The 21232-nt window shown below is 64.7% G+C and carries 23 protein-coding genes; 2 read left to right on the plus strand and 21 right to left on the minus strand.

Translation table 11 applies throughout. From position 1 onward, the window contains the following. The first annotated feature begins 7 nt into the window (after nucleotides 1-7). Entirely contained in the window at nucleotides 8-1186 is a 1179-nt protein-coding gene (locus tag GGR13_RS11010) for a vWA domain-containing protein (RefSeq protein WP_183213566.1), read from the plus strand. A 651-nt stretch (nucleotides 1187-1837) separates the two neighbouring features. On the opposite strand, the gene GGR13_RS11015 is transcribed toward GGR13_RS11010, so the two are convergent. From GGR13_RS11015 to GGR13_RS11085, 15 genes are all read right to left on the minus strand, one after another. Beyond that, on the minus strand, nucleotides 1838-2011 hold the full coding sequence (locus GGR13_RS11015; RefSeq protein ID WP_183213567.1) for a CsbD family protein: 174 nt from the start codon (nucleotides 2009-2011) through the stop codon (nucleotides 1838-1840). Nucleotides 2012-2123: 112 nt separating this feature from the next. Beyond that, complete coding sequence (locus GGR13_RS11020; protein ID WP_183213568.1) at nucleotides 2124-2570, minus strand: NUDIX domain-containing protein; 447 nt, start codon at nucleotides 2568-2570, stop codon at nucleotides 2124-2126. Next, a complete protein-coding gene (locus GGR13_RS11025; protein WP_183213569.1) occupies nucleotides 2570-3595 on the minus strand; it encodes a sensor histidine kinase in 1026 nt (341 codons plus the stop codon). Before GGR13_RS11025 ends, GGR13_RS11020 begins: the two co-directional genes overlap by 1 nt. Continuing rightward, the gene (locus GGR13_RS11030) at nucleotides 3592-3993 is read right to left on the minus strand and encodes a response regulator (protein WP_183213662.1); all 402 of its coding nucleotides are present in this window, start codon (nucleotides 3991-3993) and stop codon (nucleotides 3592-3594) included. The genes GGR13_RS11025 and GGR13_RS11030 overlap by 4 nt, the downstream gene beginning before the upstream one ends. Before the next feature lie 26 nt (nucleotides 3994-4019). Continuing rightward, the gene (locus GGR13_RS11035) at nucleotides 4020-5417 is read right to left on the minus strand and encodes a sensor histidine kinase (RefSeq protein WP_246347799.1); all 1398 of its coding nucleotides are present in this window, start codon (nucleotides 5415-5417) and stop codon (nucleotides 4020-4022) included. A gap of 186 nt (nucleotides 5418-5603) precedes the next feature. After that, nucleotides 5604-7697 carry a flagellar biosynthesis protein FlhA gene (gene flhA, locus GGR13_RS11040; RefSeq protein WP_183213663.1) on the minus strand — a complete coding sequence of 698 codons (2094 nt, stop codon included), beginning with the start codon at nucleotides 7695-7697 and terminating at the stop codon, nucleotides 5604-5606. Between the two features lie 20 nt (nucleotides 7698-7717). After that, the gene (gene bla, locus GGR13_RS11045) at nucleotides 7718-8632 is read right to left on the minus strand and encodes a class A beta-lactamase (RefSeq protein ID WP_183213571.1); all 915 of its coding nucleotides are present in this window, start codon (nucleotides 8630-8632) and stop codon (nucleotides 7718-7720) included. Nucleotides 8633-8634: 2 nt separating this feature from the next. Next, the gene (flbD, locus tag GGR13_RS11050; RefSeq protein ID WP_183213572.1) at nucleotides 8635-10023 is read right to left on the minus strand and encodes a sigma-54-dependent transcriptional regulator FlbD; all 1389 of its coding nucleotides are present in this window, start codon (nucleotides 10021-10023) and stop codon (nucleotides 8635-8637) included. A 42-nt stretch (nucleotides 10024-10065) separates the two neighbouring features. Then, nucleotides 10066-10398 carry a flagellar motor switch protein FliN gene (gene fliN / locus GGR13_RS11055; protein ID WP_183213664.1) on the minus strand — a complete coding sequence of 111 codons (333 nt, stop codon included), beginning with the start codon at nucleotides 10396-10398 and terminating at the stop codon, nucleotides 10066-10068. Beyond that, complete coding sequence (locus tag GGR13_RS11060; RefSeq protein ID WP_183213573.1) at nucleotides 10395-11057, minus strand: FliH/SctL family protein; 663 nt, start codon at nucleotides 11055-11057, stop codon at nucleotides 10395-10397. Before GGR13_RS11060 ends, fliN begins: the two co-directional genes overlap by 4 nt. Before the next feature lies 1 nt (nucleotide 11058). Further along, entirely contained in the window at nucleotides 11059-12099 is a 1041-nt protein-coding gene (gene fliG / locus GGR13_RS11065; protein ID WP_183213574.1) for a flagellar motor switch protein FliG, read from the minus strand. Further along, a complete protein-coding gene (fliF, locus tag GGR13_RS11070) occupies nucleotides 12099-13724 on the minus strand; it encodes a flagellar basal-body MS-ring/collar protein FliF (RefSeq protein ID WP_183213665.1) in 1626 nt (541 codons plus the stop codon). Before fliF ends, fliG begins: the two co-directional genes overlap by 1 nt. Before the next feature lie 102 nt (nucleotides 13725-13826). Further along, a complete protein-coding gene (locus tag GGR13_RS11075) occupies nucleotides 13827-14831 on the minus strand; it encodes an alpha/beta fold hydrolase (protein WP_246347800.1) in 1005 nt (334 codons plus the stop codon). 5 nt (nucleotides 14832-14836) lie between these two features. Further along, entirely contained in the window at nucleotides 14837-15442 is a 606-nt protein-coding gene (locus GGR13_RS11080) for a uracil-DNA glycosylase family protein (protein ID WP_183213576.1), read from the minus strand. Then, nucleotides 15423-15743, minus strand: a complete 321-nt coding sequence (locus GGR13_RS11085; RefSeq protein WP_183213577.1) for a DUF3253 domain-containing protein — start codon at nucleotides 15741-15743, stop codon at nucleotides 15423-15425. Before GGR13_RS11085 ends, GGR13_RS11080 begins: the two co-directional genes overlap by 20 nt. A 49-nt stretch (nucleotides 15744-15792) precedes the next feature. On the opposite strand from GGR13_RS11085, the gene GGR13_RS11090 reads away from it, so the two are divergent. After that, nucleotides 15793-16227, plus strand: coding sequence for a PaaI family thioesterase (locus tag GGR13_RS11090; RefSeq protein WP_183213578.1), 435 nt, complete (start codon nucleotides 15793-15795; stop codon nucleotides 16225-16227). Nucleotides 16228-16251: 24 nt separating this feature from the next. Here GGR13_RS11090 and GGR13_RS11095 read toward each other — a convergent pair whose 3' ends face one another. From GGR13_RS11095 to GGR13_RS11120, 6 genes are all read right to left on the minus strand, one after another. After that, nucleotides 16252-16872, minus strand: coding sequence for a glutathione S-transferase family protein (locus tag GGR13_RS11095; protein ID WP_183213579.1), 621 nt, complete (start codon nucleotides 16870-16872; stop codon nucleotides 16252-16254). A gap of 14 nt (nucleotides 16873-16886) precedes the next feature. Beyond that, nucleotides 16887-18158, minus strand: coding sequence for a NupC/NupG family nucleoside CNT transporter (locus tag GGR13_RS11100; protein ID WP_183213580.1), 1272 nt, complete (start codon nucleotides 18156-18158; stop codon nucleotides 16887-16889). A 135-nt stretch (nucleotides 18159-18293) separates the two neighbouring features. Continuing rightward, nucleotides 18294-18518 (minus strand): hypothetical protein, encoded by a 225-nt coding sequence (locus tag GGR13_RS11105; protein WP_183213581.1) that lies wholly within the window; start codon nucleotides 18516-18518, stop codon nucleotides 18294-18296. Nucleotides 18519-18522: 4 nt separating this feature from the next. Next, nucleotides 18523-19362, minus strand: a complete 840-nt coding sequence (gene fghA / locus GGR13_RS11110) for an S-formylglutathione hydrolase (protein ID WP_183213582.1) — start codon at nucleotides 19360-19362, stop codon at nucleotides 18523-18525. Between the two features lie 52 nt (nucleotides 19363-19414). Further along, nucleotides 19415-19798: a VOC family protein gene (locus GGR13_RS11115; protein WP_183213583.1), complete on the minus strand. Its 384-nt coding sequence runs from the start codon at nucleotides 19796-19798 to the stop codon at nucleotides 19415-19417. Nucleotides 19799-19857: 59 nt separating this feature from the next. Further along, nucleotides 19858-20964, minus strand: coding sequence for an S-(hydroxymethyl)glutathione dehydrogenase/class III alcohol dehydrogenase (locus tag GGR13_RS11120; protein WP_183213584.1), 1107 nt, complete (start codon nucleotides 20962-20964; stop codon nucleotides 19858-19860). Nucleotides 20965-21232: the final 268 nt, after the last annotated feature.

Here is a 21232-nt window from a genome sequence, read left to right on the forward strand (position 1 = left end):
AACCCCTATGCTCCTGCCCTTTTTCACCGCCCTGCGGAAGGCCAAGGTTCCGGTCTCCACCAAGGAATGGCTCCATCTGATGGAGGCCATGGACAAGGACGTGGCCGGCGGCCGGATCGAGGACTTCTATCACCTGTCGCGGGCGGTGCTGGTCAAGGACGAGAAACACTACGACCGGTTCGACCAGGTCTTTGGCACCGTCTTCAAGGGTATCGAGACCTTCGGGCCGGGCGAGGCACCGACGCTGGACGTGCCCGAGGACTGGCTGAAGCTGCTGAACGACAAATTCCTGACCGACGAGGAGAAGGCCGAGATCGAGGCCATGGGCGGCTTCGAAAAGCTGATGGAAACGCTGAAGCAGCGGATGGAAGAACAGAAGGAGCGGCACGAGGGCGGATCCAAATGGATCGGCACCGGCGGCACCAGCCCGTTCGGCCACGGCGGCTACAATCCGGAGGGTGTGCGCATCGGCGGCCCCGGCAAGCATGGCCGGGCGGTCAAGGTCTGGGAAAAGCGCGAATACCGCAATCTGGACGACACGGTCGAACTGGGCACGCGGAATATCAAGGTGGCCCTGCGGCGGCTGCGCCGGTTCGCCCGCGAGGGCGCGGTCGAGGAGCTGGATATTGATGGCACAATCGACGGGACGGCGCGCCAGGGCTGGCTGGACATCCGCATGCGTCCGGAGCGCCGAAACACGATCAAGGTCCTGCTGTTTCTCGATGTCGGCGGGTCGATGGATGGGCATATCAAGCTCTGCGAGGAGCTGTTCAGCGCCGCCCGGACCGAGTTCAAGAACCTCGAATTCTACTACTTCCACAACTGCCTCTACGAAGGGGTCTGGAAGGACAATCGCCGCCGGCATGCCGAACGGATCCCGACCTGGGATCTTCTGAACCGCTTCAACGGCGACTGGCGGGCGATCTTCGTCGGGGACGCGACCATGTCGCCCTATGAGGTCACCATGCCGGGCGGTTCGGTCGAGCACTGGAACGAGGAAGCCGGTGCGGTCTGGATGCGCCGGGCACGATTGCAGTGGGACAAGTCCGTGTGGCTGAACCCGGTGGCGGAGAAATACTGGAGCTACACGGCGTCCGTCTCCCTGCTGCGCGAGGTGATGGACGAGCGGATGTATCCCCTGACGCTGGACGGTCTCGACAAGGCGATGCGGGCACTGACACGCTGACGTCGGGCCTACGGCAGACGCGAGCTCAAATCCATGTCACACTGAAGGCATCAGCCGGGAGTTTGCCATGCTCGTCGTCGCCCTCGTCGCCTTTGTATTGCAGCAGACGTCCGGCGGGGTCGTCTGGGACCCTCAACCCGATCTTCGGCCTGATGCCGAACCGCCCCGGGCAGCAGCCCCAACCCTGCCCGACTGGGCTATCGCCGATCCCTTCGCCTGGGAGCGTTCGCAATGCAGTTCCCTGGTGCGCGGGGCCGTCAGCCTCGGGGCCTGCCAGGCGCGGGTGCGTACCGAACTGGCCGCCAACCTGGGCGACGCCCTCCCCCCTGCGCTGAAGCCGACCGGACTGGAGGGCGAGTGCCTGCCAACAGACAATGCAGCGACGGGGTTTGCAGTGAGTTGTGCGCCCCAGCGTCGCGAACGTGCCGTCGTGTTTGCCCCCAGGAGCGCGTGTGTGAAAACCGTCCCCAGCGCACCGGCAAAGGTGTGGTCTCCTGGGTCGAGACCTGCCGCCCTGCAGGCGGGTCGTCTGATACCGGTGAAGGTCTCAAACTGCAGCTGTTCGGACGCGACTGATGTATCGCAGGCCTCAAACGAAAGACGCCGCCCGGAAAACCGGACGGCGTCTGGTTGCTTGATAGCGAACCGTAATCAGGACTTGAGGTCGGACTTCACGTCCCCGACCTTCTTCTGAACAGCCCCTTCGGCCTGGTCCAGCTTGCCCTCGGCCTGAAGCTTCTCGTTGCCGGTCAGCTTGCCAAGGCCTTCCTTGATGTTGCCGCCGACTTCCTTGGCGGCACCTTTGAACTGGTCTTGATCAGCCATGACGAACTCCCTGGTTTACTGAGACGCACGGTTGCGTCTCGTCGGGGAGAAAACCGTCAACCCATGCGTGGGGTTCCGTTGCCGCAGACTATTCCCGGCCACAAGATCGTGATCAGCGCCGGCGCAACCAGACCGTCAGGGCCCAGGCGTGAGCGTCGTGACGCAGGCTGGACAGAGCTGTCAAAGGGTCCAGCCAGACGAGCTCGTGGTCATCCTCGACCTTTGTGGACGGGTCGAGCGACAGCAGCTCGGCCGTCCAGATCCCCCCGATGTTGTTGACCGGACTGTCGTCGGACTTGCGGAAATATTGCCCGGCCTCGACCAGACGCTGCAGCGGCCGGACCGTCATGCCGGTTTCCTCGACAAACTCACGAACCAGCGCTTCCGGTTCCGTCTCCTCGCCATCGACGGCTCCGCCCGGCAGGTCATGGTAAGGCGTATCACGGGTCACCCGCACGCAGGCGACCTTGCCGTCCCGGAACACCAGACCAAAGGTGGCCGGCCGAACGACATAGGCCACACCCGGATCGGCGTGTCCGAACTGCAAGGCGGGTCGCATCAGAGGTCGAACGCCAGCCGCGCGCGCACACCCTTGTGGTTCGGATCGATCTCGACGACGGAGCGCAGGCCGCTGGCCATGGCGGATACGATCTTGCCGCCAAGACCCGTTCCCTTCGCCACGCCATCGCCCATGCCGGGCCCGTCGTCCTCGACGGTCAGGATGGCGCGCCCCTCGATCCCGCCTGGCGCGAGGATCACGCGGATCGGCCCCATCGGACCACCGGGATAGGCATATTTGACGGCGTTCGTGACCAGTTCGGTGACCACCACACCCAGCGAAACGGCCTGGTCCGTCGACACCCGCATCGGCGTTGCCGTCAGATAGATGCAGGTCTCGCTCGGGCACAGCGACTGGGTGAGTTCATGGACCAGTCCCTCCAGATATTCGTCCATGGCGACGGTCGACATGTCACCGGAGGTGTAGAGTCGGCGATGGACGTGAGCGACGGCCTCGATCCGGGCCTGAGCCTCCTTCAGGGCGTTGCGCGCGCCGTCGTCGCCAATCTGGCGCAACTGCAGCGAAATGAACGTCGAGACCAGCTGCAGCGAATTGCCGACGCGGTGATTGACCTCGCGCAACATGGCCTCGGCCCGGTCGCGGGCGAGACGGACCTCTTCCTGGGCCTGTTCGTTTTCTCGCTCCAGCCGTCGCCTCAGAAGGGCATCCTCCAGGGCGGAGCGCAGCAGGGCTGTAAAGTCCTCCGACACGTCCTTGATGACATAGTCTGCAGCCCCGGCACGGAGGGCCGACACGGCAACCCGCCCGTCCTGGGTGCCCGTGACGTAGACGACGGGCGGCGGGCTCGGCAGGGCCAGGATGTCAGGCAGCACCTCCAGCCCGTCGCGACCGGGCATGTAGTGATCGAGCGCGCAGACGTCGTAGTCGCCATCGATCAGGGCCTGCAGACCGGCGTCACCATCGGGCGCACAGGTGACCGCATAGCCATGGCGGCCAAGCTCCTTCTGCACCAGGCGCGACAGGGCCCGGTCGTCGTCAATGTAGAGGAGCCGGATCGGGCTCATTCGATTTCCGGAGCCTGCATGACCGACAGGAACAGCCCCAACTGCCGGATGGCGGCTGCAAAGCTTTCATAGTCCACGGGCTTGGTGATGTAGACGTTGCAGCCCAGGTCGTAGCAGCGCTGGATCTCGGTCTTGTCGTCCGTCGTGGTCAGGACGACCACGGGCGCACGCTTCAGCCGGTCATCGCGCTTGACCTCGGCGAGAATGTCGATGCCGCTCATGTCGGGCAGGTTCAGGTCCAGCAGGATCAACAACGGACCATTGGCCAGCACCTCGGCACTGAACAGATAGTCGAGTGCGGGCTGGCCTGCGTCGAAATGCTTGATCTCGTTCGAGATATTGGCTCGACGGATGTTCTTCTCGATCAGCTTGGCATGACCGTGATCATCCTCGACCATCACGATCTTGACGGGGTTGCTGTTGGTCAAAGCGTGTCTCCGGTCTTTTCGAGGATCAGGCGTGTGGGGAATTTCAGATGGAAAGTCGAGCCCTTGCCCAGTTCGGACTCGATCTCGATCGACCCACCAAGGCGGCGCACGCTGTTTCGGACAAAGGCAAGGCCAAGGCCCTCGCCCGGCGTGTCCTGGCGGCCAGCCCGACGGAACAGTTCGAAGATGCGCTCGTGGTCCCGCAAAGCAATCCCCCGGCCATTGTCGGCCACGCTGAATCGCACCCAGCCGCCCGCGAGCGCTTCTCCGCTGATGACGATCTGACCGGGACGCGACGGGTCGAGGTATTTGACCGCGTTGTCGATCAGGTTGCCGAGGATCTGCTCGATCGACAGACGGTCGCTCTCGAAGTCTGGCAGGGGCTCGACCACGATCTGTCCCTCGGTGGCGTCAACCTGATGCCGGACGCTGTCGGCGATGCCCTGCACCAGGGTCGTCATGCCGAGCGTCTCGGGGACGAGATTGCGGCGGCCCTCGCGCGACAGTTTCAGGATTGCGTTGATCAGTCCGTCCATCTTGGCCGTCGATGCCCGGATGAAGCCGATCGCTTCCGGAAGCTCCTCGCGAACGGCGGTGACGGCGTCGGTCTCGATCAGATCGGGCGCGACGGTTTCGAGGCGACTGATCTGGCGGTCGATCGTCTGGCCGGCCGCTTCCAGCTCTGACGTGAATCCCATCACATTGACGAGCGGTGAGCGAAGATCGTGGCTGACGATATAGGCGAACCGCTGAACCTCTTCATTGGCCCGCGTCAGAGCCGCCGTCCGATCCCTTACTCTTTGCTCAAGGCCGGCATTGGTGCGGTCGATCACCGCCCGGGCTTCGGTCATGTCGTGGAAATAGCGACGCACCAGCATCGCCACGACTCCCGCCAGAAGCAGGATCAGCAGGCCTGCAATGGCGTTGACGGCCAGGGTGGTCGACGCCGACTGCGCGGATGCGTTGGTATAGTTGGTGACGCGCTGTCCCTGAAGCTCGTCGATCGCGTCGATGTCCCGACGGATGTCATCCATCAAGGCCTTGCCTCGACCCGACCGCACCCGAGTGATGGCCTGACCGACGCGTCCCGCGCGTGAGGCGTCCAGCGTTGCATTCATTTCGGTGAATTTGGCGCGGATACTCGCTTCGAGGCCCTCAATGGCCGCTTCACCGACCGTATCGCCGGCGATACGGTCCTCAAGTTCATCCAGCCGCGTGAAGGCCATGCGCTCGGCGGTCTGATAATCGACCAGAAAGCTGGCCTGACCTGTCAGGAGAAAGCCCCGCTGGGCGCTTTCGGCCTGCTGCAGGCTGATCAGGAGCGTCCGCCCCGCCCGCCGGACCAGCCAGCTGCTGTCCACCTGCTCGTTCAGGGTGGCGGTTCGCTGGATCATCAGAAATGTGCTGGCGTTCACAACCAGCAAAAGGAGAAGCGCCCCGGACAGCAGAACCGTAATGGATCGGGCAAGACCTGGCGTGCGCAGGACCTGCGAAACGGAACGGAGCGAAAGCGAAGGTTTACCGGGCACTGACATCGGATGCAGCCATAGCCTGACACAATCGCTCCCGATAGAGTCCAGTCACACCTGGCCGATCGTGCGCAGCCTGGCGCGGGGATGGACTTCGTTCTGGCTCATGACGACCGTCTGTCCCCGGAACCGCTCGATGATGGACCGCACATAGGGTCGGATCTGCGGCCCTGTCAGCAGGACAGCGCTTTCACCGGCCATGGCCGCGCGCTCGAACACATCCCGGACATTGCGGATGAATTCCTGAAGCCGTGACGGTGCCATGGCCAGCTGCTTGTCATCACCATTGCCGATCAGGGCATCTGCGAAGGCAGCCTCCCATTCCGGGGACAGGGTGACGATCGGGAGGGCCCCGTCATCGCCCTTGTACTGCCAGCACAGCTGGCGAGCCAGACGGGTGCGGACGTGCTCGACCAGATTGGTCACCGACGTTGTGTGCGGCGCAGCCTCGGCCAGACCTTCGAGGATGGCCGCAAGATCGCGGATCGAGACCTTCTCGCGCAGCAGGGCCTGCAGGACGCGCTGAAGGGTGGTGACGGTGACGACCGACGGCACCAGCTCGTCGACCAGCTTCTTCTCTTCCTCGCCCAGTTCCTTGATCAGCTTCTGCACCTCCGCATAGGTCAGCAGATCGGCCATGTTCTCCTTGAGGATCTCGGTCAGATGGGTCGTCAGCACGGTCGACGGATCGACGATCGTGTAGCCCCGGAAGGTCGCTTCCTCGCGCAGGCTTTCATCGATCCAGGTCGCAGGCAGGCCGAAGGCGGGCTCCTTGGTGTGCTCTCCCGGAAGCTCCACCTGACGGCCTGCGGGGTCCATGGCCATCAGCGACCCCAGACGAACCTCGCCCTGGCCGGCCTCCATCTCCTTGATCCGGATCGCATAGCCCTGGGTCGGAAGGCGCATGTTGTCGAGGATGCGCACGGACGGCATGACAAAGCCGAACTCCTGGGCGAGGGCTCGCCGCAGGGCGCGGATCTGATCGGTCAGACGGCGGCCTTCGAGATCATTGATGAGGGTCAGCAGGCTGTAGCCCAGCTCGATCTTGACCTCGTCGATGGACAGCGCCGTTCCGATAGGCTCCTCGACGTCCTCCTTGGGCTTGGCCGTGGCGGCAGCCAGCTCGGCTTCCGTGGGCTGTGGCTTGAGCTTTGCGCGACCCAGACGCCACGCCATATAGCCCGCACCGATCGACAGGGCTGCGAACGGGATCAGCGGCATGCCCGGGATCAGGCCCAGCAGGCCGGCGGCGGCCGAGACCATGCCGAGGCTGACGGGATTGGTCGCCAGCTGGGCCACCAGGGCCTTGTCGGCCGAGCCTTCGACGCCCGCCTTCGACACCAGAAAGCCTGCGGCGATCGAGATGATGATGGCCGGGACCTGGGTCACCAGACCGTCGCCGATCGTCAGCTGGATATAGGTGTTGGCCGCCTCACCGATCGGCAGTCCGTGCGAGATCACGCCGATCAGGATGCCGCCAATGGCGTTGATGAAGACGATGATCAGCCCGGCGACCGCGTCTCCGCGAACGAATTTCGAGGCACCATCCATGGCCCCGAAGAAGGTCGATTCCTGCTCCAGTTCCTTGCGCCGCAGCTTGGCCTGATCCTCGGTGATCAGCCCGGAGGAGAGATCGGCGTCGATTGCCATCTGCTTGCCGGGCATGGAGTCGAGGGTGAAGCGGGCACTGACCTCGGCGATACGGGTCGAACCCTTGGTGATGACGACGAAATTGACCACCAGGATGATCGCAAAGATGATCACCCCGATGATGAAATTGCCGCCCATCATCAGCTCGCCGAAGGCGGCGATCACCTGACCGGCAGAATCGTGGCCCTCGTGCCCGTGCGTCAGGACCAGTCGGGTCGAGGCCAGGTTCAGGCCAAGCCGGAACAGGGTCGAGACCAGCAGGACAGTCGGGAAGATGGCGAAATCCAGCGGACGCTTCATCATCAGCGCCGTCATCAGGATCAGCACGGACGACACCAGACTGATCGCCAGAAGGAGATCGAGCAGGAATTTGGGGACCGGCAGGATCAGCAGCAGGATGACGCCGATGACGCCGACCGCCATCCCGACCTCGCCTCGAAGGGCCCAGCCCAGCATGTCCTTGCCGGTCGGACGGGCCATGCCGTCCTTCATCATGGGCGAGACGGGAACATCGGTCACGCGGTCAGGCCGATCGCAGACAGTGCCATGCGGGTCGCATCCGCGATAACGGCATCGCGCTGGGCCTCCGTGGATGCATCAGTCGCGTGGAAATACGCAGCGACAATGACGGGCGGAGCCGAGGGCGGATAGATCAGGCCGATGTCGTTGGTTGGACCATAGCCCCCGGTGCCGGTCTTGTGCGCAACGCGCCAGCCCTCGGGGACACCGGCCTTGATGCGTGCCTGGCCGGTCGGCGAGGCCGTCATCCAGTCCAGCAGTCGGTCGCGCGACGTCGGCGTCAGCGGTGTATTGGCGGCGACGAACAGGTTCTCGATGTTGAGCGCCGACTGGGCCGGGGCGATCGTGTCCTTGTCGCCGTCCAGACGGTTCATCTCGGGTTCCAGACGATCGACCCGCGTGCGCATGTCCCCGAGACTCCGGTAGAAGGCCTGCATCTGCGCGAGCCCGCCCAGTTCGCGGATCAGGAGGTTGGCAGCGGGGTTGTCGCTGACCTCGACCGTTCCCTTCATCAGGGCCTCGATCGACAGTGTCCGTCCGACCGCGGGCTGGGTCACCGGCGCGTGTGTGACCATGTCCGCCGCCGTCACGGCTATGGCACGGTCGAGGCGCTCCTGGCCTCCCTGCACCCGGACAAGGGTTGCCGCCGCGAGGTACATCTTGAAGGTCGAGCAGTAGACAAACCGTTCTTCCCCCCGCCAGGCGAGGGTCTCGCCGGTAGCGGTGTTGCGCAGCGCGAAACCCAGCCGTCCCCCGTGACGGGCTTCCAGAGCAGCGAGGTCAAGCGAACGGCCGCCCTCTGCCGCAACCGGGGTGGACCGAGCCGTCTCGGTCTGGCGCGCACATCCGGACAGGCCGATGCCCACTGCGCCGAGGCCGGTGAGGATGCTTCTGCGATCCGGCGAGGTCATGCTCAGGCTGCGTAGCCGGACGCGGCAATACCCGTTTGCGGCGCGATGATCTGGGTGCCCTCGTCTGCATATTCGTTCAGCTTGTTGCGGAGGGTCCGGATCGAGATGCCCAGGATGTTGGCGGCGTGGGTCCGGTTGCCCAGACAATGGGTCAGGGTGTCGAGGATCAGCGTCTTTTCCATCTGCGCCACAGTCTGGCCGACATAGGCCCGGGACACGGCGTCGGCCGTCTGGGCGGCGCGCGCAGCGACATTGGCCTGGCCCGCATCAAAGGTGCCCGCATTCAGGGGCTGTCCGTCAGGCAGCCGGATGGCTTCGACGTCGATTTCCGGTCCGATGGCCAGCAGGACCGCGCGGTGCATGGCATTCTCGAGCTCCCGCACATTGCCGGACCAGCGATGAGCGATCAGGGCTCGCCTGGCCTCGGCACCGATCGGCCGCACCGGCACGCCATTGGCGGCGGCGTATTTCTTCACGAAATGATCGGCCAGCACGCTGATGTCGCCGGGCCGTTCGCGCAGGGCCGGCAGTCGCAGGTTCACCACGTTCAGGCGGTAGAGCAGGTCTTCGCGGAACGTGCCTTCCGAGACGGCGCGTGCCAGATCCCGGTTGGATGTGGCGATGATCCGGATGTTGACGGGTACCGGCTTGGTTCCGCCGACACGATCGATCACGCGTTCCTGGATTGCCCGCAAAAGCTTGGCCTGAAGCCGGGCATCCATCTCCGAGATTTCGTCCAGGAGCAGGGTGCCACCATCGGCCTCCTCGAACTTGCCGATGCGCCGGGCGACAGCGCCGGTGAAGGCGCCCTTCTCGTGGCCGAAGAGTTCGGACTCCAGCAGATTGTCCGGAATGGCGGCGCAGTTCACGCTGATGAAGGCGCGGTCGGACCGTTTGGAATGGCTGTGCAGATAGCGCGCCATCACCTCCTTGCCGACGCCGCTCTCGCCGGTGATCAGGATCGAGGCCTCTGAGCGCGCGACCTGGTCGGCCAGCTTGATGACCGCCGCCATCGACGGATCGGCCGAGATCAGCGGACGATCATCGTCTGCAACGGCCGAAAGCACCGCGGCGATCAGATCGGCCTCCGGCGGGAGCGGAATGAACTCCTTGGCGCCCGCGCGGATCGCTGCAGCGGCCTTGGTGGCGTCATTGTCGATGCCGCAGGCCACGACCGGGACGTAGATCCGCTCCGCCTCGTTGGCCGCGATCAGCGCCGCGATATCGAGATTGTAGTCGACCATGAGCAGGTCGGCACCCTGCCCGCGACGCAGTTGTTCCGTCGCCTGGTCGATGCGTTCGACATGATTGACCTTGGCACCGTGTGCCATGGCCATCTTCACTGCCGACGCCAGCTGGCCCGAAAGCCGTCCAACTACCAGAAGCCGCATGGGTCTTCTCCTGTTAAGTCTCTAATCGCGATCGGGGCGGGGTCAGCCGCCCTGATCCTCTGTCTTGATGATTTCCGTCATGGTCACGCCCAGCCGGTCTTCCACGACGACGACCTCGCCGCGGGCGACCAGCCGGTTGTTCACGAAGATGTCGATGGCCTCGCCGACCTTGCGATCCAGCTCGAGCACGCTGCCGCGGTTCAGCTTGAGCAGCTGCGCCACGGTCATGTGCGCCTTGCCGAGCACGGCCGATATGTTGACGGGGACGTCGAATACAGGGGCGAGGTCGGTCGCCGATTTGTCGCCGACGTCGTCCCCCAGGGTCATGGCAGTGGAGCTCGGAAACTCCTCAAGGCTCAGATCATCGGCCATCAGTGTGAACTTCCATGTGAGAGATTTTCGGCATGCCCGGCCTCGGCGGCGAGCGCTGCCGTGAGCGCCTCGCCCATCCGGACGGCAGCCTCGGCGGGGTCGAAATCCGCGCGGCCGTCGGCCCATTCCAGCTGGAAGGCGGCCATCGGCAGGGCCGGATCATCCCGAAAGGCGATCAGTCCCGAGAACCCGGCATCGATGGCGACGGCCTGGAGTCGGGTCCGGACCGCATCATCCAGACCCGCTGCGCGGATGACCAGACGCGGCGATGCGTCGATCTCCTGACCCAGGGCCTCGAGCGCGGCCTGCAGGGGACCAGCGGGGAAATGGTTCAGGGCAGCGAGCGCGATTATACGACCCGCAGCCAGTGCAAGCTCGGCAGAGTGTTCGCGATGCATCTGGGCTGCATGCGCCAGTGATGGCGCGGCGTCCGCAATCGCCTGGCCAATCGCAGCCACGGCCATCGCCTCCACGCTTGCGACCTCGGCCAGCGCCGCCTCGCGGGCTTCCAGACGGGCCTGTGCCACCAGCGCCTCGACCTCTGCGGGGGCATAGGACCGCTTCATGGGCTGAAAGGTCGAGGGCCGCAGGACGGATCCACCGGCATCGAATTCGGTGTCGAAGTGGAAGGCCTTGTAGGTTTCGGGGGAGGGCTGGGTCATGTCAGTAGATCAGCTCGTCGTCGGCACCGCCGGCACCCGCCAGCATGATCTCGCCCTTGGCCGCCAGATCCTTGGCAATCTGGACCATCATCATCTGGGCCGAGTCGACGTCCTTCAGACGCACCGGACCCATGGATTCCATGTCCTCGCGCATGATCTTGGCCGCGCGTTCGCTCATGTTCGTGAAGAACATCTCGCGCAGAGATTCCGACGCCCCCTTCAGCGCCAGACCCAGCTTGTCCTTCTCGACAGCACGCAGGAGGGTCTGCACGCCGCCCGGATCCAGCTTGGACAGGTCCTCGAACACGAACATCAGGGCCCGGATGCGTTCAGCGGACTCGCGATTGCGCTCCTCGAGCGCGCCGATGAAGCGCGCTTCGGTCTGGCGATCGAACGAGTTGAAGATGTCGGCCATGGCCTCATGGCTGTCGCGTTTCGACGTCCGGGCCAGGTTGGACATGAACTCGGTTCGCAGGGTCTGTTCGATCTTGTCGAGGATCTCGCGCTGCACCGGTTCCATCCGAAGCATGCGCTGCACACACTCGAGCGCAAAATCCTCGGGCAGGCTGGTGAGCACGCGCGCGGCGTGGTCAGGCTTAACCTTGGACAGGACCACGGCAACGGTCTGGGGGTATTCGTTCTTCAGATAGTTGGCGAGGACAGCCTCGTTCACATTGCCGAGCTTGTCCCACATCGTGCGACCCGCAGGCCCACGGATTTCCTCCATGAGGCTGTCGACGCGATCCGACGGCATGAAGGACGAGAGCAGCCGCTGGGTCTGCTCGAAACTCCCCATGACGGCACCGGACCCGGACATGCCGGACACGAACTCGACCATGAGTTCCTCGACGACCGAGGACGACACCGTGCCCAGCCCTGCCATGGCCTGGGAGATTTCCTTGATCTCCTCGTCGTCCAGTCCCTGCCAGAGCCGCGTGTGCTCTGGGCCAAGCGCCAGAAGGATGACAGCCGCCTTTTCGGGCCCCGTCAGCTTCTTGGCGTCATCAACGGAAGCCGATCGATTGGCGGGACGGGCAGCCATCAGGTTTCGTGGACCCAGCCACGCAGGATGGTCGTCGATTCATCGGGGTGCTTCTCGACGAAATCCGCGACCTTCTTCACCGAAGACGCCTTCACCTGCCCCTCGATGCGAGCGATATCGAGCCGCTGGTCCATCTCGGTGGGCGGCGCGATCTGTCCCATGGGGCCACCGCCTCCGCCGACCAGCGTCGTCTGCAGGGCCGTAACCTGTGGCCCCCCTGCCAGGGCTGGAACGCCACTGGTCGAGACCGTTTTCAACAGGGGACGCAGGACGAAGAAGATCAGCAGCAGTCCGGTGATCAGCAGCACCAGAAGCTCGACGCCCCGCATCAGGTCGTCCTTGGTAAAGTTCAGCAGCGGATTCCCGGCGTCCGTCCCGCCCGCCGTGATCCCGGCGTCGCGATTGAAGGGGACGTTCAGAACCTCGATCTTGTCACCGCGCGCCTCGTCGATGCCAACGGCCGCCGCCACCAGGGCCTTGATCTGCTCGATCTCGGCCGGCGTGCGGGCCGCATAGGTCGGCGCGGCATCGCCCTCGCCCGGCGTCCATTTGCCATCGACGGCGACCGAGACCGACAGCTTCTTGACCTCGCCCGGTTCCTTGATGGTGGTCGTGGAGGTGTTCGAGATCTCGTAGTTGGTGGTCTCGGTCGTATCCGAGCTGGTCGAACCGCCGGCACCCGTCGCCGGGGCCTCGCCGCCGGGGATATTGTTGGTGGCGGTCGCCCCGCCATTGGGCAGACCCGAGCTGTCGGTCGATTCCGAGCCGTTGGTCGATGTCGACCGAACCACCTGACCATCCGGATCGAACGTCTGCTCCTGGGTGGTGGAACGTGTGTGATCGATATCGGCGGTCACGACGACGCGGGCCGCGCCGACGCCGACGACGCCTTCCACGATTTCCTTGATCCGTGCCTGGAGCTGGGCTTCTGTCGCGCCCTTGGCTTCCTGGGCGGAGGCGGCCGAGAACCCGGCATCATCGGAACCGGCGGCGAGCGTCTGGCCGCTTTCGTCGGCAACGGTCACCTTGGCCGGCTTCAGGTTGGGAACGGAAGACGCGACCACGTTGCGGATTGCGTCGACCTGGTCGGCGGTCAGGCGGCGTGAACCCAGTCCGACCATCACCGATGCCGTGGGCTCGGCGGCGTCCTGCTGGAATAGTTCGCGCCTTGGCATGGCGATCTGCACACGCGCGGAGTTGATGCCCTTCATCGACATGATGGTGCGGGCCAGCTCACCCTGCAGGGCACGCTGCTCGTTGATGTTCTGCTGGAACTCGGTCTGGCCGAGAACGGACTGGGTGTCGAAGATCTCGTAGCCGACCGAGCCGGAGGTCACGAGCCCCTTGCCGGCCAGCATCAGCCGCGCCTCGCCGACCTGATCCCGGTTCACCATGATGGTCGAGCCATCGCCACGGGTCGAATACTCGATGCCGGACTGCTCCAGCGAGGCCGTGATTTCCGAGGCTTCGGAGAGATCGAGATTGGAGTACAGCAGGGCGTCCGGGGCCTGACCGACCCGCATCATGACGGCCACCAACACGGCAGCCACGCCTGCGGCGATACCCAGCACGGCGGCCAGACGTCCGATCCCGAATCTCTGCAACGCCGCCGTAAAGCCGCCCACGCGTTCCCGCCCCATACTGGCGGGAGGTCCAGACACGCCCGCTAGGCAGAAACTGCCGCCTTTGTAGTAAACGCTGCGTTAAGGGGCGGCGTTAAGGAGCGGTCATTCCGGCAGATTCGGCAGAACCGGGGGTGCCCCGGACGGCAGGGGTTCGTCCGGCTGGCGCAGCCAGGCCTCCACATCCCGATAGACGGTGGCGGCCTGGAGGTCGCGGTTCAGCAGATGATATCCCTGCGGATACCAGGCGGTCCGGAGCGACTTCGACGCGCCGGCGCGTTCCAGGGCGCGACGCATGGGCCGCGTCTCGATGATGTCGTCGCGGGCCCCGTACATCAGAAGCGTAGGAACCTGTGTCTGGCCCAATTTGCGTGTCGCGCTTTCCATGAGATCGACCAGCCCCGACAGGCTGTCGAAACGCGTGCTCCGGATGAAGGCAGGATCGGCGCCGTTGCGCACCAGCTGGACGAGGTTGTCCGTGGCGCGGATGTCGCGCACGGCCCAGTCGGGAGGCTCGACCGCGCGATCGCCGAACAGCCCGGCAGCGACCCGCAGCGAATAGCGGTTCGGCAGGGTCTGGCTCGACCAGCCCCAGACCGCCGGGGCCAGAAGGATCACGCGATCGGCGGATGGCGGATTGTCCGAAGCGAAGGCAGAAATGGCCACCGCCCCGCCCATGCTCTCGCCGACCACGGCCAGGGTGGCCCGCGGGTGTCGCGCCCGCATCAGGTCCACCACCGTTCGCAGGTCCTGCGTCATCCTCCCCTCGCCGGCCCAGAGGCCCCTCCCCGGTGCGCGGCCAAAGCCTCTCTGGTCATAGGCATAGGTTGCGATGCCCCGCTCTGCCCAGGCCGGACCCGCCAGATGAAACGCGGCGGAGAAGTCATTCATGCCGTGCAGCGCCGCGATGACGACCTCGGCCTCCTCCGGGCCCCAGCGCAGGAACGGCAGGCGCGCTGAGTCATCGACAATAAAGGCTCCGAGCGTCCCGGGCAGGACAGGGTCCTCGATGCGGGGGCCTGTAAAGCCGGGCGGTGGCGCCATCGCTGGCTGAACGAAAGGCGTTGCGCACCCGGACAGCGCCAGCGCCGACATCAGGATCAGAAGCATCCGCATCATGTCGACAGGATGCTCCGAACCCGATCGCGCAGCCAAGGCACGACCTCTTGCTCGAACCACGGATTTCGCCGCAGCCACGCCGTGTTCCGCCAGGACGGGTGAGGCATGGGCAGGATGTCGGGCGCGAAATCACGCCAGGCCTGCACGGTCTCGGTCATGTTCCGGCCGGCGCGCGCTCCCAGCGCCCAGGCCTGGGCATAGCCTCCGACCAGCAGGGTCAATTCCATTCGGGGCAGTTCGGCCAGCAGCCGTGCCCGCCAGAGCTCCGCACACCGGCGGGGGGGCGGATAGTCACCGCCCTTTGGAGCCGTTCCCGGATAGCAGAAGGCCTGCGCCGCGACCCCGATCCTGGGATCGGCATAGAAACGGTCGTACTCCACGCCCATCCAGTCCCGCAGACGATCGCCGGACGGGTCGGTGAATGGCAGGCCGCTCTCATGCACCCGACGCCCCGGAGCCTGACCACAGATCAGCAGACGCGTCTGCGGAAACACGCGGACTACCGGCCGCGGTGTGTGCGGCAGCTCGCCGAGACAGGCCCGGCACGACCGGATGTCCGCCAGGACCCTGTCGAGACCGGTCTCAGGCGAAGTCGTCGTCATCCGTCACGACGGGAGGACGCGCCGCCAGAGCGGCCGCCGTTTCGTCGGCGGTCGGATAGCGCAGGCGGATCACGCCCTTGAAGGCATTGGGATCAACCGGCTTGCCCTTCTTGGTGATGGTCAGCCTGCCCTGACGCATCAGGCCAAGCGCCATGCCCCGGACCTTGGGCATCATCCGCTGCCACTGTTCCGGCTGCAGCGCCTTGGCCACTTCGGCGGGTTCGATGCTCTTGCCGTTATCGCCCTTCGGGTCGATCGCGGACAGTTTTTCGAAGATTGCAGTTTCGATGGGGTCGCTCATTGGATCACTATGCTGCATTGCGGGAGCGATAAGAAGGCGGAGTTTTCAGATGGTAGCCAAAGTCACAGTCGCCGATGGCGAGTTTTCAGGCTGGCAGACCTACGACCTGCACGGCACCTTCGATCAGGTCGTGGGGCCTTTCTTCTTCAAGCCGGACCCCGACGGCAAGATGCGCTGCGCCTTCCGGGCCGAACCCAAGCACATGAACGCGGGCGACCGGATGCATGGCGGCTGCCTGATGACCTTTGCCGACATCGGCATGTTCCAGATTGCCTACAACGAGATGGAGGGCAAGAACGGCGTGACGATCCAGCTCGACAGCACCTTCATCGACGGAGCCTATGTCGGCGAACGCGTCGAGTGCACGGGTGAGGTTGTCCGCGCCGGCGGGTCGCTGATCTTCGTGCGCGGCCAGATCACGACAGGCACGCGGACGCTGATGACTTTCTCGGGCGTCATCAAGAAGTTCACACCACGCACCTGATCAGCCCGTCGGGAGACCGTCCGGTCAGACGCCGGCCTTCGCCGCAGGTCGGGCGCGGCATGCTTCGAACCAGCGGGCGAGGTTCGTCAGGTCTTCGGGCGGCCGATATTTGATCAGCCTCGCGAAATCCAGACCAACGGCCGAGACCACATCGGCGATGGTGAACCGGTCCGCGGCGATGAACTCATGTTCGGCCAGATGTCGGTCCAGCGTCTTCATGAACCGCTCGGCCGCGACCCGGTTGTAGTCGGCCAGTTGTGGCACCTGGACCGCCTCGAGGGCGGCCAGCGCCGGATGCGAATGGCGCACGTTCAGCATGATCGGATTTGCGAGATAGAACTCGCACCGCCGCGTCCACATCTCGATGATGGCCTGTTCCTTCGGATCGTGCCCGAACAGGTTGGGTTCGGGATAGAGGGCCTCGAGATAGCGACAGATCGCGACTGACTCCGAGATGCAGGCGCCGTCATCCAGTTCCAGCGATGGAACATGGGGCACACCGACGCGATCCCGATACTCCCGGGTCTTGTGCTCTCCGGACATGATGTCGACCTGGATGATCTCGACATCCTCGATGCCTTTTTCGGCCATGACCCAGCGCACCCGGCGCGGGTTGGGGGCGCGGTGACTGTCATACAGTTTCATAACCTTGCTCCGGGTCAGGCGAAGATGGCGGCGGGCATCAGGCCCACCACGGCGGCGGTCATCAGGGTGGACAGAAAACCCGCGAACAGGGCCTTCCAGACCATGCCCAGGACCTCTTCACGCCGTTCTGGGATCAGCACGCTCAGCCCCGTGACCGTGATGCCGACCGATCCGATATTGGCGAAGCCGCACAGGGCATAGGTCATCAGCATCCGCGTGCGCTCGCTCATCTCGGCGACAGGGACCTTGCCCAGTTCGATGAAGGCGACGAACTCCGTCAGGGTCAGCTTGACGCCCAGCAACCAGCCGGCGCGGCCGGCCTCGGACCACTCGACACCCATGAGCCAGGCCACCGGCATGAACAGCCAGCCGAGCAGCCGCTCGACCGTCACCGGCGCGTCAAACAGCCAGAAGCCGCCCACCATGACATTGACCAGGGCCACCAGGGCCACGAACACGATCAGGACGGCCGAGATATTCAGCACGACCATCAGTCCGTCTGCCGTGCCCTTGACGATGGCATCGATCGCCGAGTCGTACTTAAGCGCCGAGCCATAGTCGGCCGTCTCGCCGCCCTGTCCGGGTGTCTCGGGGATGATGATCCGGGCGAGCAGGATGCCGGCCGGGGCCGAAACGATCGAGGCCACCAGCACATGGCCCGCTGCGTTCGGCAGCACCGCCGAAAGGATGGAGGCATAGGCCACCATGGTTGATCCTGCGACCGTGGCCAGGCCGACGACCATCATCAGGAAGATTTCGGAACGTGTCAGCTTGTCGAGATAGGCCCGGATCACGATCGGGCTCTCGATCATGCCCAGGAAGATGTTGGCCGCAACGGCGAGTGCCGAGGCCCCGCCCAGTCCCATCGTCTTCTGGAACAGAAAGCCGAAGCCCAGCGTGATCCATTTCAGCACCTTCCAGTGCCACAGCAGGGCCGAAAGGGCCGAGATCACGAGGATGAGCGGGAGCACGTTGAAGGCGAAGGTGAACAGGGCGCCCTCATTGCCGACCACATAGGGCTGATCGCCGCCCGCCAGATAGCCGAACACGAACTGGGTGCCCCTCTGTGTCGCGACGTTGAGCGCATCGACCGCTCCGGTGATGGCGGCCAGCAGGGCCTGAGACCCCGGTATGGCGAACAGCGCGAGGACCAGCAGCGCCTGTACCGCGACCGCCCCCAGCGCCAGCTTCCAGGGAAAGGCCCGCCGGTTCTCCGACAGGGCCCAGCAGGCAGCAATGACGGCAAGAACACCGAGCAGGCTCTGGAGATTCAGCAGGCTGAACATGAGTTTCGATCTTTTCCCCGGGTCGGCACCGCGTCCCCCGCTCCGCTTGAACGACGCCGGTCGATCTCTGGCAAGACCGAAGTGATCCCGGCGAGCTGTGGAGTCACATTTCTCGCCGTCTCAGCGGCCCGAACGTCAGGCCGGAAGATTGCTTTTCAGACAATCGCGAACCTGGCGTTTCAGATCGCCGGTCGCATTCAGGAGATCGATCCCCTCGGCCTCGAACACCGCCTTGACCGCCGCGTCCAGCCCGTTCGGCAAGGCCGCTGCGACCTTCGCCTGCCCCTTGGCATGCAGGCAGATGCCCAGTTCGGTGCACAGGGCGGCGAACATCGGCTCGTGGTCGGGGGTCGTCGTCATCGGGTCAGTCTTTCAGTCGCGCAGCATGGAAGGCGACGTGGTCGGCCATGAAACTGGCCATGAAGAAGTAGGAATGGTCATAGCCCGGCTGCATCCGGATCGTGAGCCCCTGGCCAACGGCATCTGCCGCTGCCTGCAGCAGCTCAGGTTTCAGTTGATCCGTCAGAAAACTGTCGGCGTCGCCCTGATCGATCAGGATCTCGTCGAAGCGACCCCGCGCCGCGCCGCTTTCGATGAGCAAGGCTGCATCATGCCCGGCCCACAGGGACCGGTTGTCGCCGAGATAGGCTGTGAAAGCCTTTTCCCCCCAGGCGCACCGGGTGGGAGAGGCGATCGGGGCGAAGGCCGAGACCGAGCGGAACAGGTCCGGGTGCCGCAGGGCCAGCGTCAGCGCGCCATGCCCGCCCATCGAATGGCCACTGATTGACCGGGTGCCTGTCGTCGGGAACTCCGCGTCGATCAGGGCGATCAGTTCGCCGGTGACGTAGGTTTCCATCCGGAAATGCGGGACCCAGGGCTCCTGGGTCGCATCGACATAGAAGCCGGCCCCCTGCCCCAGATCATAGGCCGGGTCGTCGGCAACGCCCTCTCCGCGCGGTGAGGTATCGGGAGCGACGATGATGACGCCGTGCTCGGCGGCCGCCGAGTAAGCCCCGGCCTTGGTGGTGAAATTGTCCTCGGTGCAGGTCAGGCCCGACAGCCAGATCAGCACGGGAAAGGGCCCTTCCCCCGGCGGCATGTAGACCGACAGGGTCATGGGCGTGCCCGTCGCTGTGCTGTCGTGCGTCAGGTAGCGCAGGGTGCCGCCGTGGACGGCGTGGGTCTTGGTGGTCTTGAAGGTCAAAGCATCTCCGGCGTCAGAATCCACAAGCCCGGGAGCTCCCCGAACTCTCTTGTTACCCCACCCGGTACATGGCGCAGATCTTGTTGCCCGAGGGATCGCGCAGATAGGCGAGGTTCAGCGTGCCGAACGCGCCGACCCGTTCGCCGGGAGGGTCCTCGATCGCCTTGCCACCATGCGCCACGCCGGCATCATGGAAGGCCTGGATCATCTCGGGCTTGGTCGCCGCGAAACCGATGGTGCCGCCGTTGGCATGACAGGCATCTTCGCCATCGATCGGCTTGCCGACGGCAAAGGCCCCGCGCGGCGTCCGCCACCAGTAACGGCCCTTGGCATCCGGTCCCTGACCGGGGTCGATCCCGAGGGCACCAAGTGCGGCGTCATAGAAGGCACGTGAAGCCTCGACGTCATTGGCGCCGACGGTGACATGGGTGAACATGGATGAGCCCTTCCTGATTTGTGCGTCTTTTTAAGCAACGAACTTCGTCGACTGCAAGCCTAGAACACCACCACGCTGCGAATGCTCTCGCCCGCATGCATCAGGTCGAAGGCCTCGTTGATGCGTTCCAGCGGCAGGGTGTGGGTAATCATGGGGTCGATTTCGATCTTGCCGTCCATGTACCAGTCAACAATACGCGGCGTATCGGTACGACCGCGCGCGCCGCCAAAGGCCGACCCCTTCCAGACCCGGCCGGTGACCAGCTGGAACGGTCGGGTGGAGATTTCCTTGCCGGCCTCGGCCACGCCAATCACGATGCTCTCGCCCCAGCCCCGGTGGCAGGCCTCCAGTGCCTGGCGCATTACGGTCGTGTTGCCGGTGCAGTCGAAGGTATAGTCGGCACCCCCGCCGGTGATCTCAACCAGATGGGCGACGACGTCCGATACGTCCTTCGGATTGACGAAATGGGTCATGCCGAAGCGACGGCCCCACTCCTCCTTGGCGGGGTTCAGGTCGACGCCAACGATCATGTCGGCCCCGACCATCTTCAGCCCCTGGATGACGTTCAGTCCGATCCCGCCCAGACCGAAGACCACGGCGTTGGCGCCCGGTTCGACCTTGGCCGTATTGACCACCGCGCCGACACCCGTCGTCACGCCACAGCCGACGTAACAGGCACTCTCGAAAGGTGCGTCCTTGCGAATCTTGGCCAGGGCGATCTCGGGCAGGACGGTGAAGTTGGAGAAGGTCGAACAGCCCATATAGTGGGCGATGGCCTGACCCTTGTAGCTGAAACGGCTGGTCCCGTCGGGCATCAGCCCCTTGCCCTGGGTGGCGCGGATCGCGGTGCACAGATTGGTCTTGCGGCTGAGGCAGGACTTACACTGGCGACATTCCGGCGTGTAGAGCGGGATCACATGGTCGCCGACCGCGACGCTGGTCACGCCGGGCCCGACCTCGACGACAACCCCTGCCCCCTCGTGTCCCAGGATCGAGGGGAAGATGCCCTCCGAGTCCAGGCCGTCCAGTGTGTAGGCGTCCGTGTGACAGATGCCGGTCGCCTTGATCTCGATCAGCACCTCGCCAGCGCGGGGACCTTCCAGATCGACCTCGACGATCTCGAGAAGGCGTTTGGCTTCAAAGGCGACGGCGGCGCGGGTTTTCATGATCGAGGGCTTTCGTTGGTCTTAGGCAGTTCTAGCGTTCGATTACGCAAGCCGAAACCGTCTGTGTTGGCGCAAGCACAAATCTCGTCATCGATCGGCTCGAACCAGACAATCTCCATCTTTCGTCATTCCGGGCGAAGGCGCGCATGCGCCCAAGACCCGGAATCCAGTGGCGCGCGAGAGCGCGAGACTGTTGAGGAAACCGACGTCGAATACATTGCCAGAGACAGTCGCCTTTGGCACCGCTGGATTCCGGGTCTTCGCTGCG

This window comes from Brevundimonas variabilis, assembly GCF_014199945.1.
Lineage (GTDB): Bacteria > Pseudomonadota > Alphaproteobacteria > Caulobacterales > Caulobacteraceae > Brevundimonas > Brevundimonas variabilis.

Coding starts and splice junctions, on each gene's coding strand:
- GGR13_RS11010 (WP_183213566.1), top strand. CDS start 8: ATGCTCCTGCCCTTTTTCACCGCCCTGCGGAAGGCCAAGGTTCCGGTC.
- GGR13_RS11015 (WP_183213567.1), bottom strand. CDS start 2,011: ATGGCTGATCAAGACCAGTTCAAAGGTGCCGCCAAGGAAGTCGGCGGC.
- GGR13_RS11020 (WP_183213568.1), bottom strand. CDS start 2,570: ATGCGACCCGCCTTGCAGTTCGGACACGCCGATCCGGGTGTGGCCTAT.
- GGR13_RS11025 (WP_183213569.1), bottom strand. CDS start 3,595: ATGAGCCCGATCCGGCTCCTCTACATTGACGACGACCGGGCCCTGTCG.
- GGR13_RS11030 (WP_183213662.1), bottom strand. CDS start 3,993: ATGGTCGAGGATGATCACGGTCATGCCAAGCTGATCGAGAAGAACATC.
- GGR13_RS11035 (WP_246347799.1), bottom strand. CDS start 5,417: ATGATCCAGCGAACCGCCACCCTGAACGAGCAGGTGGACAGCAGCTGG.
- flhA (WP_183213663.1), bottom strand. CDS start 7,697: ATGATGAAGGACGGCATGGCCCGTCCGACCGGCAAGGACATGCTGGGC.
- bla (WP_183213571.1), bottom strand. CDS start 8,632: ATGACCTCGCCGGATCGCAGAAGCATCCTCACCGGCCTCGGCGCAGTG.
- flbD (WP_183213572.1), bottom strand. CDS start 10,023: ATGCGGCTTCTGGTAGTTGGACGGCTTTCGGGCCAGCTGGCGTCGGCA.
- GGR13_RS11060 (WP_183213573.1), bottom strand. CDS start 11,057: ATGACCCAGCCCTCCCCCGAAACCTACAAGGCCTTCCACTTCGACACC.
- fliG (WP_183213574.1), bottom strand. CDS start 12,099: ATGGCTGCCCGTCCCGCCAATCGATCGGCTTCCGTTGATGACGCCAAG.
- GGR13_RS11075 (WP_246347800.1), bottom strand. CDS start 14,831: ATGCTTCTGATCCTGATGTCGGCGCTGGCGCTGTCCGGGTGCGCAACG.
- GGR13_RS11080 (WP_183213576.1), bottom strand. CDS start 15,442: ATGACGACGACTTCGCCTGAGACCGGTCTCGACAGGGTCCTGGCGGAC.
- GGR13_RS11085 (WP_183213577.1), bottom strand. CDS start 15,743: ATGAGCGACCCCATCGAAACTGCAATCTTCGAAAAACTGTCCGCGATC.
- GGR13_RS11090 (WP_183213578.1), top strand. CDS start 15,793: ATGGTAGCCAAAGTCACAGTCGCCGATGGCGAGTTTTCAGGCTGGCAG.
- GGR13_RS11095 (WP_183213579.1), bottom strand. CDS start 16,872: ATGAAACTGTATGACAGTCACCGCGCCCCCAACCCGCGCCGGGTGCGC.
- GGR13_RS11100 (WP_183213580.1), bottom strand. CDS start 18,158: ATGTTCAGCCTGCTGAATCTCCAGAGCCTGCTCGGTGTTCTTGCCGTC.
- GGR13_RS11105 (WP_183213581.1), bottom strand. CDS start 18,518: ATGACGACGACCCCCGACCACGAGCCGATGTTCGCCGCCCTGTGCACC.
- GGR13_RS11115 (WP_183213583.1), bottom strand. CDS start 19,798: ATGTTCACCCATGTCACCGTCGGCGCCAATGACGTCGAGGCTTCACGT.
- GGR13_RS11120 (WP_183213584.1), bottom strand. CDS start 20,964: ATGAAAACCCGCGCCGCCGTCGCCTTTGAAGCCAAACGCCTTCTCGAG.